The sequence below is a fragment of the Moritella marina ATCC 15381 genome, assembly GCF_008931805.1.
GTDB classification, from domain to species: domain Bacteria; phylum Pseudomonadota; class Gammaproteobacteria; order Enterobacterales; family Moritellaceae; genus Moritella; species Moritella marina.
The window spans coordinates 132,437-145,758 of the sequence record NZ_CP044399.1 but is presented as its reverse complement, the minus strand read 5'-3'; the positions used below and the strand labels follow the sequence as shown (position 1 = coordinate 145,758).

At 42.7% G+C, this 13,322-nt stretch carries 13 protein-coding genes; 8 read left to right on the top strand and 5 right to left on the bottom strand.

Annotated elements, in window-relative coordinates; genetic code table 11:
• Positions 1-67: 67 nt before the first annotated feature.
• On the bottom strand, positions 68-577 hold the full coding sequence (locus FR932_RS00785) for a GNAT family N-acetyltransferase (protein WP_019440760.1): 510 nt from the start codon (positions 575-577) through the stop codon (positions 68-70).
• A 136-nt stretch (positions 578-713) separates the two neighbouring features.
• Here FR932_RS00785 and arfB point away from each other — a divergent pair, with 136 nt between their 5' ends.
• Entirely contained in the window at positions 714-1,127 is a 414-nt protein-coding gene (arfB, locus tag FR932_RS00780) for an alternative ribosome rescue aminoacyl-tRNA hydrolase ArfB (protein ID WP_019440758.1), read from the top strand.
• On the opposite strand, the gene FR932_RS00775 is transcribed toward arfB, so the two are convergent.
• The 4 genes from FR932_RS00775 to hrpB form a co-directional block, all read right to left on the bottom strand.
• The gene (locus FR932_RS00775; protein WP_019440757.1) at positions 1,117-2,433 is read right to left on the bottom strand and encodes a peptidoglycan DD-metalloendopeptidase family protein; all 1,317 of its coding nucleotides are present in this window, start codon (positions 2,431-2,433) and stop codon (positions 1,117-1,119) included. The two genes, arfB and FR932_RS00775, sit on opposite strands and share 11 nt — an antisense overlap.
• A 137-nt stretch (positions 2,434-2,570) precedes the next feature.
• Positions 2,571-2,861: a DUF1294 domain-containing protein gene (locus tag FR932_RS00770; protein WP_019440756.1), complete on the bottom strand. Its 291-nt coding sequence runs from the start codon at positions 2,859-2,861 to the stop codon at positions 2,571-2,573.
• Between the two features lie 147 nt (positions 2,862-3,008).
• The gene (gene rlmF / locus FR932_RS00765) at positions 3,009-3,959 is read right to left on the bottom strand and encodes a 23S rRNA (adenine(1618)-N(6))-methyltransferase RlmF (RefSeq protein WP_019440755.1); all 951 of its coding nucleotides are present in this window, start codon (positions 3,957-3,959) and stop codon (positions 3,009-3,011) included.
• A gap of 75 nt (positions 3,960-4,034) precedes the next feature.
• The gene (hrpB, locus tag FR932_RS00760; RefSeq protein ID WP_019440754.1) at positions 4,035-6,575 is read right to left on the bottom strand and encodes an ATP-dependent helicase HrpB; all 2,541 of its coding nucleotides are present in this window, start codon (positions 6,573-6,575) and stop codon (positions 4,035-4,037) included.
• Positions 6,576-6,688: 113 nt separating this feature from the next.
• Between hrpB and FR932_RS00755 the strand changes: the two genes are divergently transcribed.
• From FR932_RS00755 to panB, 7 genes are all read left to right on the top strand, one after another.
• Entirely contained in the window at positions 6,689-7,948 is a 1,260-nt protein-coding gene (locus FR932_RS00755; protein ID WP_019440753.1) for a hypothetical protein, read from the top strand.
• 61 nt (positions 7,949-8,009) lie between these two features.
• Positions 8,010-8,717, top strand: a complete 708-nt coding sequence (gene sfsA / locus FR932_RS00750) for a DNA/RNA nuclease SfsA (RefSeq protein WP_019440752.1) — start codon at positions 8,010-8,012, stop codon at positions 8,715-8,717.
• A 154-nt stretch (positions 8,718-8,871) separates the two neighbouring features.
• Entirely contained in the window at positions 8,872-9,315 is a 444-nt protein-coding gene (gene dksA / locus FR932_RS00745) for an RNA polymerase-binding protein DksA (RefSeq protein WP_019440751.1), read from the top strand.
• Between the two features lie 97 nt (positions 9,316-9,412).
• The gene (gene gluQRS, locus FR932_RS00740; RefSeq protein WP_019440750.1) at positions 9,413-10,291 is read left to right on the top strand and encodes a tRNA glutamyl-Q(34) synthetase GluQRS; all 879 of its coding nucleotides are present in this window, start codon (positions 9,413-9,415) and stop codon (positions 10,289-10,291) included.
• A gap of 180 nt (positions 10,292-10,471) precedes the next feature.
• On the top strand, positions 10,472-11,983 hold the full coding sequence (gene pcnB, locus FR932_RS00735; RefSeq protein WP_208837046.1) for a polynucleotide adenylyltransferase PcnB: 1,512 nt from the start codon (positions 10,472-10,474) through the stop codon (positions 11,981-11,983).
• Positions 11,973-12,497: a 2-amino-4-hydroxy-6-hydroxymethyldihydropteridine diphosphokinase gene (gene folK / locus FR932_RS00730; protein ID WP_019440748.1), complete on the top strand. Its 525-nt coding sequence runs from the start codon at positions 11,973-11,975 to the stop codon at positions 12,495-12,497. The genes pcnB and folK overlap by 11 nt, the downstream gene beginning before the upstream one ends.
• 18 nt (positions 12,498-12,515) lie before the next feature.
• Positions 12,516-13,310 carry a 3-methyl-2-oxobutanoate hydroxymethyltransferase gene (panB, locus tag FR932_RS00725; protein ID WP_019440747.1) on the top strand — a complete coding sequence of 265 codons (795 nt, stop codon included), beginning with the start codon at positions 12,516-12,518 and terminating at the stop codon, positions 13,308-13,310.
• Positions 13,311-13,322 lie beyond the last annotated feature (12 nt).

Here is a 13,322-nt window from a genome sequence, read left to right as displayed (position 1 = left end):
GTACCGTAACAAAGAGCCGCTAGTTTACCCTGTTCCCTCCCCGTAACTCAACCTACGCAAAGGGGTTTTACTCTGCCTCTTGCAAATTAACGGCCTTGATCATATATAATTCGTTTTTAGTCAGTTCACTAACCAGTGAGCCAGGCTGGATTATTTGTTGCTTAAATCCCATATTTTCATAAAAAACTATCGCGTTATCATTATTGTTCATCACCGCTAGCTCTAACTGCTGTAGCTGTGCGTCCTGAGCCCAGTCTTCAATGTGAGTCAATAACTGACGTCCAAATCCCATGCCTACATGCGCTTGCTTGATACCGATAACCAAAGCAGCGGTATTACGGTCACCACTAATATAACCGGTAATGCCAATCGCAAAACCAATCAACTGCATGTCCTTTGTTTCGACCACCAACAGCACTTGCGCAGCTGAATCGATAAATAACCCTAAATGCTGGCTGAGTTCCTCTGCACTATTTTGTTCACCCATCGCCATAAACGGGGTCTCTGCATCAAGTTGGTTGAGCAACAGCGATAAGGCGAGTCCATCAGTTTCTTGCACCTGTCGAATTGTGACCATCAATACCCTCTTATTTTACGACTTCTAGAAACAATGAAATTGAAAATTAACAATGATAACAAACAGGAGTATCATAACGCCATCACACAGCGTAGTACGCGCAATATCGTCTGCAATATAATACCAAGGTTTATTCATGCTCGTAATCTCTAGCAATGTATCAATTCCCGATTCAGAAATTGATATTCAAGCCATTCGCGCACAAGGTGCCGGTGGTCAAAACGTCAATAAAGTATCAACAGCGATCCATTTACGCTTTGATATCAAGGCTTCGTCATTACCGGAGTTTTATAAAGAAAGGTTATTGGCACTACGTGATCATCGCATCACCAAAGACGGTGTCATCATCATAAAATCGCAAGAATCTCGCAGTCAAGATTTTAACAAGCAAGTGGCGTTTGAACGCTTGGCAGAATTAATTAAACAGGCAACAGTGATCCAAAAAGCCCGTCGCGAAACCAAGCCAAGTCGTAATGCCAAAAAGAAACGTATGGACACTAAGACTCAGCGAGGTAAAACTAAAAATATGCGTGGAAAAGTTAGCTTTTAAGTTCGTCCCATGCCGCATGGTAATTACTTAACGCCAGTTTGAATGCAGCTTGCTTCTTTTTATCAATCGCTGTTGCAATGGGAATGTCAGCCGTCATGGCATTCACTGCTCGGCCACGTAAATGTAGCTCATAATGCAGATGAGCACCGGTAGTACGCCCTGTATTGCCTGATAACGCAATTTTTTGCCCACGCTTGACACGTTGGCCTTTTTTCACTAACGCCTTACTCAAGTGTAAAAAACGGGTACTGTAAGTTTGGCCATTCGAGATCTCGATATACAAGCCTGCATACTTATGATTAATCACACGCGATACCACACCATCGCCAGTGGCTAAAACAGGCGTGCCAATCGGCGTTGCAAAATCAGTTCCATTATGCGGACGTAATAAACCCGTCACCGGATGTAAACGTCTTGGGTTAAAGCTCGATGAGATACGGTATTTACTGCTCACCGGACGACGTACAAAGGCACGTTCAATACTTAATCCCGCTTCATCATAATAAGTACCTTCGTACAAATAGGCGCTAATATTACGGCTGCGATTATTAATACTTACCGCCTCAATACGATTTTCACCGGTACGTTCCTCGCCTATATATTGACGAGAAACCAATACTTTAAACGTATCACCAATGCGTAAATCACGACTAAAGTTAATTTTATCTTTTAATAAACTGGCAATAAATTGTGCTTCATATAACGATAATCCGGCTTTTTTCGCTGAGCCTGCAAAGCTATATTCAACCTTGCCAATATAACTGTGCTCACGCCATTCACCCTCTAGGGTAACTTGCTCAAATTCAAAACCATTGTCACCCGAGCTTGTATAAACGACTTGATGCGCAAGACTGATTTGTAATTCAAGGCGTGTTAATAATCCTTCAAATTCAGTGAAAATGAGGGTTTGCCCAGGTTTAATACTGTCTAACGCAAGTACGTTTAAATCCACTTCAAGGATCTGATATAAACTGGTTTGACTTAAGCCCAGTGTCTCAAAGATACCACCTAGCGTGTCGCCTTTTTGGATCACGTAGTTAATCGTTTTCGGATACGACTTAGCGAGCTCTTTGGCAATCGATGCGACCGTCGATTCTGTCACTGTTTCACCTTGTGTATTGGCGTCATACAGTGGTAATTCAGCTTCATACGTTAACGCAGTGGCTACTTTAGGCACTGCCTTTATCGCCGCCTTGCTGTCGACTTTATCACCCACAGGTAATAGCGCGACAATGACTAACAATACGCTAGTTAATAGCACCCACATTAGTGCTAGTTTTAATTTATTTTTTTTAATCAACGACATTAATGAATACCCAATACTCGTTCAAAATAGCCGTAATTAGCATAATAAGGCCGAAATGGTATACCACAATAAAACAAAGACCTAGTACAGATAACGTAAAAGTGTGTAAATCAGTGGAAAAATTCAACTTCAAACAATTAGCTAATAACGACATAGCTCGGATCGATTTGGAAAATGCCTAATACAATGAGTAAATTACCAACAATCGTTAACCAAAAAATACGCTTGAAGCTGACTTTACTTTTTTTATGAGAAAACAGCTTTTGAGCAATGATCGCACCAGGCCAACCACCTAATAATGCCAATAGATGTAATGTACGCTCTGGCGTTCGCCATACTTGTCGTTTAGCAGCCCATTTGTCTTTACCATATACCAACAACGTGATGAGACTCAACACCACATAGCTGTAACCAAGCCATACCAACATGCATCATTCCTTTAAGTGATAGTGTGTTTTCAAATTGAGACGATCTCAGATACAAAAACGGCAAGCGCGATGCTTGCCGTTTTAATCTACCTAAATACTGCCCATTCTGCCAGTACCTTAAGCGTTACTCTTGTTTTTATGACTGCTTTACCATTGTTCGACAGCCCACTGTTGTTGCTCGTCAGCATCCATAAAGCTCCATGCTAAAATACGGCTGACTTTTTGACCTTGCGACATAGGGATCACTCGAATTTGTTTCGCGCCTAGCGCAGTAAGATGTTGTTCTAACGGCTCTAGATTTTCACTTTTCGAGATAAGGCTAGTAAACCAAGACACTTGCTCGCTGAAATCTTTACTCTCACTCGCCATGTCCTTCACAAAGCGTAATTCGCCACCTTCACACCAAAGTTCAGTGTGTTGGCCACCAAAGTTCAACTTAGTGGTATTGGTTGGCGCTGCTTTACCTTTGTGTAAATTGATAATTTTACGTTCAGTGCCTGCAGCAGCTTCTTCCATTGATGCATGGAATGGGGGATTACATACAGTCACTGAATATTTATCGTTATGCTTAATCACACCTTTAAACATACTGCCTGGTGTTTTTTTCAACACAATTTTAATCGCTTTATTTAGGCCTGGATTCGCTTGAACGATGACGTTAGCGGTTTTTGCAGCCACTTTATCTACATCAGTACCAACAAAACCCCAGCCATAGCTGCGATGACCAAGAATAGGATAAATACAGTTAGCGCCAGTACCTATGTCTAATGCTTTAACACGCTTGCCTGTCGGCACTTCACCGTTATTCATTTCTGCCAACAAGTCAGCAATATAATGAATGTAATCCGCACGACCCGGAATTGGCGGACATAAGTAACCCGCAGGGATCTGCCAATTTGGTACTTGGTAAAAATGTGCTAATAAGGCAGCGTTCAAACAGACAACGGCTTTATCATCACTAAAATCAACCGTTTCTTCTCCACGCGGGTTTTGCGTTATGTGCGCTTGTAGCGCTGGGTATGTTTTAACTAAGGCAGTTAAATCATAACGTCCCTGATGTGGATTACGGGGATGCAATGTGGCAATTTTTTTAGTCATGATAAATCTTCTTTTATTTTGCTGGAACGAACACGGGCGGATAATAGCAGATTCCGATTAATTATGGCTGCTTTCCTACATATGTTTTTTAACCCGACGGGTCGGCATCGCTTCAAGTGGGTTATCTGGCCAATAATGTTTCGGATAGCGGCCTTTCATTTCCTTTTTAACCTCGTTATAACTGCCACGCCAAAAACCCAATAAATCTTGAGTTATTTGTAACGGACGCTGAGCCGGAGACAATAATTCAATCACAATCGGCACCCGACCATTAGCAACAGCGGGTTTATTCGCTTGGCCAAACATCTCTTGAATACGCACGGGTAAACTCGGGGCATTGTTATCGTTGTAACGTAATTTAATTTTTGAGCCTGTCGGTACAGTAAAGTGAGTCGGTAACTCTTTATCTAAACGTTGTTGTAGCGCCCACTCTAAACGTGATAATAATGCCTCCGTTAACGGTATTTTTTTCATCTGCGCAGGTCCAGTCACGCCCGTTAAGTAAGGTAACAACCAGTTTTCTAGGTCGTCAACCAAGGCCGTTTCACTGTAATCAACAAAACCTAATTCAGGCAGCCACTGATGCGCGCAACGTAAACGTGTGAGTAAGGCTTTATTTTGCTCGTTCCACGGCAATACTGACAATCCTGCTTTGCGAATACCAGCGAGTACGGCAGTTTGCTTTTGCGCAGGCGTTATATCGGTTAATACTTTACGGGATAATACGAGCTTGCCTAAACATTGACGCTGCTCAGCAATCAATTTTTGCGCTTTTAAATCCCATTGCACAAACGCTTGCTGGCTAAACAATTGCGGTAACCAAGTTTGTAATTCAGTTAGATCGATAGCACAAGCGTTATACACCATGGCATCAGCGCCTTGTTCGGTTAAGGATAAGTCCGCCACCACCATTAATTCAGCACTGGTTAGGCTGGCGTCGTTCATCAATTTAACCCCGAGGCCGTTGCTTAACATGTACAGTACATCAGAACCGTGACCAGCTTGCCCGCGTCCCGTGTTGTCACGACGCAGGGCGATACGATCTGGATACGCTAAGGCTAATAACAAACCGGTATAGGCATTAGTATCCGAACTGTTCATCCCCGAACTTTTCATCCCCGAGCCCTGACTACTATTTTTGATAAAACTAAAACGTTGCGCCCATTGCTGTGCTTGACGTTGTGCTTGTTTAAACTGTCCTGTTGCCATTTGTTGCAGGGCAAAATCTAAATCAAGCGGTAAGCGTTCACTGCCTTCCAACAAGGCAATTAAACGACAGGCTAACCAACTAACGCCCGGCAATTCAGCTTCCCAGGTTTGCGCCTTTAATAACATATGCGCTAACCGTGGCGACATACCAAATGCCGCTAATGCTTGCCCATGTTGGCTGCAACTACCCGACTCCAGAGCGCCTAAATCAGTAAGCAAGCTTTCAGCATAGTCGACGTTTGCTTGCGCAGGTTGATCTAATAATGCCAATTCAGCAAAGCTATTCACGCCCCATACCTTAAGCTCTAAACAAGTAGAAGTTAAGTCTGCTGCAAGAATTTCCGGTTCGATCTGCGCCTCTAAACGGCTGTGGTCTTCTTCACGCCATAAACGGTAACAATGTCCCACTTGTAGTCGCCCTGCTCGTCCGGCACGCTGGGTAGCAGACGCTTGGCTAATGCGCTTTGTTTGTAAACGGCTGACACCAGAGCGCGGTGAGAAACTCACTTTACGCTCAAGTCCTGAATCAATCACCACCGAAATACCTTCAATGGTTAATGAGGTTTCGGCAATATTGGTGGCCAATACAATTTTACGTTGCCCTGCAGCTAAGGGATTAATCGCCACCTGTTGCTGCTGTTGCGTTAATTGCCCGAACAAAGGTAGGACATGCAACTGGCTATTAACCACTTCCTGTAATTGTTGCTGACAACGCTTAATTTCACTCACGCCAGGCAGAAATACTAAAATGTTACCCGCTTGCTGTTGCAGCGCTAATTTAACCGTGGCGGCAATCGCTCCCGACAGTGCTTGTTTGACAGTACTGCGCTGTAAACTCATCGGGTGATAACTATACGTCACCGGAAAACAACGCCCTTCAGCTGTCAATAATTGCGCATCAGGCAGTAGCTTTTGCAGTCCGGTACTATCTAATGTTGCCGACATGACTAACAGTTTTAAATCATCGCGTAAGCCTTGCTGAACTTCTAAGGCAAACGCCAGGCCAATATCCGCATTCAATGAACGCTCATGAAATTCGTCGAAGATAATTAAATCGTAATCACTGAGTTCCGGATCTTGCTGGATCATGCGCGTTAAGATCCCTTCCGTCACCACTTCTAAACGTGTGGTTTTCGATATCTTAGTATCACCACGCATACGATAACCGACATCTTCCCCCACTTTTTGCTGTAACTGCGCTGCCATATACGTGGCAATATTGCGCGCGGCAAGACGGCGCGGTTCCAGCATGAGAATACGCCCATTGAATATTTTTTCTTGCAGTAGTTTTAACGGTAATAGCGTTGATTTACCTGCGCCAGGGGGGGCTTGCAAGATAACTTGATTCGATGATGTTAAGGCCGTGAATAAGTCGGCTAATACGGAAGTGATCGGTAACGCTGCCACAAAGGCCTCTCAGAATTAAATAAATTAATCAGTAATCGACGTATTTTACCCTAAAAACACCATCCATTAAATTTAAGTCTATTATTTATAAGGAATAGCAAAAGGAACTTACTATGCGTTTATCCATGCCCGTTATTTTATCCTTATTATTATCGCTCAGTTGTAGCCAATCAGCGTTTGCTCATATTGGTTTTTGGTCAAAAACATATACCATCACCCATCAACTCAGTAATGGGGAAAGCCTTGCTAGTGCCAAACAGATAATGCTGGAAAAAGCGCGCATAAAAGCCAGTTTTGATGTACGTAGCTACACATTAATGAACAAACCCGTTGATCTGACTAACTACAAACAATATGTGCCGATTATTCAAGCTGCCTATATCCAGATCACCCCGCAAAATAAACCGCAAACAATAAAAGATAAGGATGTCTACAAAGGCAAAGTATTTGTGGTTCAGCAAATACGCGCAACCTTTGATGAGCATTATATTGGCGAGAGCGTAGCGGTATTACGCCATAACCTCAGCACAGAAAAAAGCCTCATCACCTTGGATAATGAATTCGATAATAGCTTGAAAAATTTAGGCGAAATAAAATTAGCCATTGCCGAACAACAAATTTCAACGCAACAAAGTGCACGATTAATTCGTCAACAAGATCATGAGGTCATGCAACTAACCTCAATCCTTGATGATGTGAAACGCTTGTTTTCAGCACATGGCCGTAATCCACAATTCAACCTTGCGCAACTATTAAAAGTACGCAGTAGTATTGATAAGGAAGTCATCGAGCCCATTCTCAATACCAAAGTGCAAACCCGTATCACCAATGTCGAAGAGCTCAGTAATGGCGATATAAAAGTGCAAGTACAAGTGGGCTGGACACTGCCAATACATCATATGCGGATCTTACATAAATACGTACGTTCTGCCGATGTCACCGCGCCGGGAGGCAGCTCTACTTACTTGAAACTGTCACGCTTTTATAATGAAAAAGAGCGCGCTCCAACCGTGCTATCAGCCAATATTTATCACTACCTCGCCAGTCAGAAAATTTATTTTGATGTATCTATTGGCAGCCAACACCAACGTTTAGGGGTACTGTATCCAAACGGCGGCGACATGATGAACAACTGTAATAATCCACTCGCACGGAATGCTGATGGCCCAGATAAAACCTCTGTATGTATCGTCGAACAAGTCTTTCATGATCAACAGATTTTATCCCAACCCAATATTGCCAACCCCCTTACCTTCACTCTGAGTGCCAATGAAGTGAATGGTCAACTGAGCGTCAATGTAAAACAAGTATGGCAAAAGGCCGGCGATAAAGAAGATAAACAATGGCGCCGAGATTTATCTCAATTTAAGTGATGGCTTTATCTCTGTAAAATTATTATGATTTCAATTAATCACCCACTAATTGAGCTATGCAATGCAGTATTCAAGTCCATTACAATCCGCAACATTAATAAAACGCTATAAACGCTTTTTAGCCGATGTCATTCTTGAAAATGGTGAGGAAGTAACAATCCATTGTGCCAATACCGGCGCAATGACAGGTTGTGGTGATGCAGGCGATACGATTTGGTATTCGACATCGGATAACCCAAAGCGTAAGTATTCACGATCTTGGGAACTCACCGAAAAAGCCAACGGCGATATGATCTGCATTAATACTGCCAGAGCAAACCAATTAGCTAAAGAAGCCATTGAATGTGCTTCAATATCACAACTCACAGGTTACGAAACCCTGCGCAGTGAAGTGAAATACGGAAATGAAAATAGCCGCATTGATTTCTTACTCGAAGACAGTCAATTGGGCAAATGCTACATCGAAGTAAAGAGTGCCAGTTTGTTACAAGATGACTGTGGTTATTTTCCGGATACGGTCAGCGTACGTGGTCAAAAGCATCTTCGAGAGTTAATGGCTGTAAAGAAAAGTGGACAGCGAGCGGTATTATTATTTGTCGTACAACACACAGGAATTACCACTTTAAAACCTGCCAAACACTTAGATAAGGACTATAGTGATCTTGTTAAGCAGGCCATTAACCAAGGAGTAGAAGTATTCGCATATGCGAGTACAATAGAAACAGACGGAATTACGCTGGTAGAACAAATTTCATTCAACTGTGATTAAGATCACAACCAAACTAATCCAAAAGAGGGTGTTGATGAACAATTTTCCAGTTTAGTTTGCGCAGTTTGTGTGTTTCTGGTATTTATACCGCCCATAAATATTGCTAAGCAGTGCTCGGTAATATTACGGCGTAATGCGGACTAGGAGAGATAGCATGCCTGAAGCGAAAAAATTACTCGGTGTTTTAGCCATCGCAGGTGTAGAAGCTTACCAAGAACAACCTGGTGAAGAATACATGGGCGAGAAGCAACGCGATCACTTTAAAAACATTCTAAGTGCTTGGCGTAATGAACTACGTGAAGAAGTTGATCGCACAGTGGTTCATATGAAGGATGAAGCGTCAAACTTCCCAGATCCTGTTGATCGTGCAGCTCAGGAAGAAGAGTTTAGCTTAGAACTTCGAGCACGTGATCGTGAACGTAAACTGATCAAGAAAATCGAAAAAACACTGCAATTAATTGAAAATGATGAATTCGGTTTTTGCGACACTTGTGGTATCGAAATTGGTATCCGTCGTTTAGAAGCTCGACCGACTGCAGAACAATGTATTGACTGCAAAACGCTTTCTGAAATCAAAGAAAAGCAAATGGTTGGCTAATCAGTTTCTACTGACATGATTTTATTGAGGGCTAATTAGCCCTCTTTCTATTTCTGGCCTTTTTTATTTTAAACTTTCTATTTTAAGAACCTCATTTATGTCTAATAGCTATGTAGGACGCTTTGCGCCCTCACCTTCAGGGCCTCTACATTTTGGCTCCCTGATCGCTGCTGTTGGCAGTTATTTACAAGCCAAAGCCAACCAAGGTACTTGGTTAGTTCGAATTGAAGATCTTGACCCTCCACGTGAAGTTGCCGGTGCTGCAGCCAATATCCTAACGACACTTGAAGCCTTTGGCTTGAACTCTGATCGTGACGTTATCTACCAAAGCCAACGTAGTCGTGCCTATCAAGATGCGATAGCACAACTTAGCCAACAAGGTTTAACTTATTACTGCCATTGCACACGTAAACAAATCCAAGCGCAAGGTACGTTTTATCAAGGCCAATGCAAACATAAACAACTTGCCGCAGATAATGCCTCGTTACGGGTAACAACGACGACACCCGTTAATGATTTTATTGATGAACTGCATGGTAGAATAGCGATCAACCAAGGGCTAGCGGCAGAAGATTTTATTATTCATCGTAAAGATGGTCTATTCGCTTACAATCTTGCGGTTGTGGTTGATGATATTTACCAAGGGGTTACCCAGGTAGTCAGAGGCGCAGATCTGATAGAACCCACTGGTCGGCAATTATATCTGTTTGCTCACTTTGGCCAACCAGCGCCATCATTTTTACATTTACCCTTGGTGAGTAATGCCGATGGCTCTAAATTGAGTAAACAAAATCATGCTCCGGGCTTAGACAACCGTAATGCCAAGGCCTTATTAATTGATGCATTCAAGTTCTTAGCCTTACCTGTTTTTAGCGAACTGCAAGATCTTTCGATTCCAGCGCTATTAAAATGGGGCACAGAACATTGGTCCGTCAAAAACCTACCCAGACAGAAATCCATCGTATTAAGCCAATAAGGCAAGATTAATACTAAATTTCGTCGACAATCTTTGTCATTTTACCAGTGCAGCGCTATGATAGGCGGCACAAAAAATTCAACCTATTTTAATATTAATTCGAGGTGTACTATTTTCACTCAAATCACTAAATTCTGTAAAAATATACTGAGCAGAAAGCAGCTAGATCAAACGCCTGATGTGCAAGACACAGCATCTGAAGCAGCGTCAAATACACGCAAAGATCGTGATTCAGCGAGTAAAAAAGCACCTAGCCAAACGCGTTCTCATGAAACAACTGTTTCAACACCAGCGCCAGTCATCACGCAAGATACACCCGTATTAGGATTAAATGAGCTGAAGTTGGAAAAGGGTCAACACCCGGTAAACCATAATTTAATTAGTGAAAACGCCCTAAAAGTACTTTATCGTTTACACAAATCAGGTTACCAAGCGTATCTTGTTGGTGGTGGTGTTCGTGATATTTTTATTGGTCAAGAACCAAAAGATTTCGATATTGCGACGAATGCTGAACCAGAACAAATCAAAAAACTATTTCATAACTGCCGCTTAGTTGGCCGCCGCTTCCGCCTTGCTCACATTCTATTTGGTCGTGACATGATTGAAGTCGCTACCTTCCGTGGTCATCACGTTGAAGAAGAAAATCAACAAACATCAAAACAATCTGATGGCGGCATGCTATTACGCGATAACGTCTACGGTACTATCAGTGAAGATGCTGAGCGTCGTGATTTCACCGTTAATGCACTGTATTACAACATTGCCGACCGTGCTGTGTATGACTTTGCTGGCGGTCTTGCTGATTTACAAAGCAAACAGCTGCGTTTAATTGGCGATCCTGAAACCCGTTACCGCGAAGATCCTGTACGTATGTTACGTGCAGTACGTTTTGCGGCTAAATTAGACATGCAGATTAGCCCGGATGCGGCGGCACCAATCAAACAACTCGCGAGCTTGCTATCAAGCATCCCTGCGGCACGTTTGTTTGAAGAAACGCTAAAACTATTTTTAAATGGCCAAGGCTTAGCGACATACAAATTGATGAAGGCACATGGCTTATTTCAGCCATTATTCCCACTCGTCAGTAAGTATCTAAACGAAGACGGTTCAAGTAATTGCGATAAGTTCATCGAAATTGCACTAGAAAATACTGATAACCGCATTAATGCTGGTAAGCGTGTAACACCGGCTTATTTATATGCTGCGATGTTGTGGTATCCACTTGAAGCACTTGCTGAAGAACGTGTGATCGATAGCGGTCTTAATTACAATGACGCCTTGTTATTAGCGATGAATGACGCGCTAGACTCACAAACAAAAAGCATTGCTATTCCACGTCGATTTACCTCAACAATCCGTGATATTTGGCATCTACAAGGTCGCTTACCACGTCGCCAAGGTAAACGCGCAGAAAAAGCGTTCGAACATTTAAAATTCCGTGCTGGTTTCGATTTCTTAGAAATGCGTGCTGATATCCAAGGTGGCGATTTAGTTGAAGTAACACAATGGTGGCAGGATTATCAAAATGCCAATGCCACTGGTCGCTTGAACTTAGTGAAAGAATTGAATTCACCGGCTGGTAAAAAAACACGTCCACGTCGCGTTAAAAAGAAAAAACCAGCTGCGACAACTCATGTTGATCAAAGTACTGATAACGGTACTGATAACAATGTAGGTAATAATGCTGAATAATCTGTCTGCGCCAATCGAGCAAGGCTATACACGTTGTTATGTCGCGATCGGCAGCAACCTTGCAGATCCTGTCGCGCAAGCACACGAAGCAATTTTGGCACTAGAAACATTAACTTTAAGTCGTTTAGTGTCGATCTCCTCGCTTTACGCAAGTAAACCCATGGGGCCACAGGAACAACCTGACTATATTAATGCTGTTGCGTGTATTGATACACGTTTAGCACCCATTGCCTTATTGGATGCACTACAGCATATCGAAAATGAACAAGGCCGTGTACGTAAAGAACATTGGGGGGCAAGAACCCTCGATTTAGATATCTTACTATACGGTAATGACATAATGAGTACACCACGCTTAACTGTGCCACATTACGGTATGAAAGAGCGTGAGTTTGTACTTTATCCCTTAGCTGAAATAGCGCCACAATTACAACTACCTTGTGGCCAAGCATTATCCGTATTACTTGAGGACTGTCCTCGTAACGGCTTAGCTATTTATCAAAACATAGAGTAATGTGAAGAAGGATTTCCAATGAGTAAAGTTACCGTATCTAAACTGCTTAAAATGAAAGAAGCAGGTCAAAAGTTTGCCAGTATAACTGCTTATGATGCGAGTTTTTCCGCATTGTTTGACGAAGTCGGTATGCCAGTATTATTAGTTGGCGACTCGATGGGCATGGTATTACAAGGCCACAATGATACGCTACCTGTTACTGTTACAGATATTGCTTATCATACCCGCTGTGTACGTGCTGGTGCGACGAAAGCACTGGTTATCGCTGACATGCCATTCATGAGTTATGCCACTAAAGAACAAACTCTAACCAATGCGACAACGCTAATGCAAGCGGGTGCGAACATGGTTAAAGTAGAAGGCGGTGAATGGTTAGTTGATAGCGTTTCAGCACTGACTGAACGTGGCATTCCGGTATGTGGCCACCTTGGTTTAACACCGCAATCAGTACATGTATTTGGTGGTTTTAAAGTACAAGGTCGAGCGCAAGATAAAGCCGATGAAATGGTTGAGCACGCACTGTCATTACAAGCTGCAGGCATCCAACTGTTAGTGGTAGAGTGTATCCCTGCACCACTGGCAAAACGTATTTCTGAAGCCTTAACTATCCCAGTGATTGGTATTGGTGCTGGTCGTGATACCGATGGTCAAATCTTAGTAATGCATGATGCATTCGGCATTTCGAAAGGCTTTGTGCCTAAGTTCTCGAAAAACTTCCTCGCCGAAACCGGTGATATGCGTAAAGCGGTTAGCGCTTATATCGATGAAGTTACTGCGCAGACTTTCCCTGCTGATGAACACATGTTTTCATAGCACGTGTTTTCT

Coding starts and splice junctions, on each gene's coding strand:
- FR932_RS00785 (WP_019440760.1), bottom strand. CDS start 577: ATGGTCACAATTCGACAGGTGCAAGAAACTGATGGACTCGCCTTATCG.
- arfB (WP_019440758.1), top strand. CDS start 714: ATGCTCGTAATCTCTAGCAATGTATCAATTCCCGATTCAGAAATTGAT.
- FR932_RS00775 (WP_019440757.1), bottom strand. CDS start 2,433: ATGTCGTTGATTAAAAAAAATAAATTAAAACTAGCACTAATGTGGGTG.
- FR932_RS00770 (WP_019440756.1), bottom strand. CDS start 2,861: ATGTTGGTATGGCTTGGTTACAGCTATGTGGTGTTGAGTCTCATCACG.
- rlmF (WP_019440755.1), bottom strand. CDS start 3,959: ATGACTAAAAAAATTGCCACATTGCATCCCCGTAATCCACATCAGGGA.
- FR932_RS00755 (WP_019440753.1), top strand. CDS start 6,689: ATGCGTTTATCCATGCCCGTTATTTTATCCTTATTATTATCGCTCAGT.
- sfsA (WP_019440752.1), top strand. CDS start 8,010: ATGCAGTATTCAAGTCCATTACAATCCGCAACATTAATAAAACGCTAT.
- dksA (WP_019440751.1), top strand. CDS start 8,872: ATGCCTGAAGCGAAAAAATTACTCGGTGTTTTAGCCATCGCAGGTGTA.
- gluQRS (WP_019440750.1), top strand. CDS start 9,413: ATGTCTAATAGCTATGTAGGACGCTTTGCGCCCTCACCTTCAGGGCCT.
- folK (WP_019440748.1), top strand. CDS start 11,973: ATGCTGAATAATCTGTCTGCGCCAATCGAGCAAGGCTATACACGTTGT.
- panB (WP_019440747.1), top strand. CDS start 12,516: ATGAGTAAAGTTACCGTATCTAAACTGCTTAAAATGAAAGAAGCAGGT.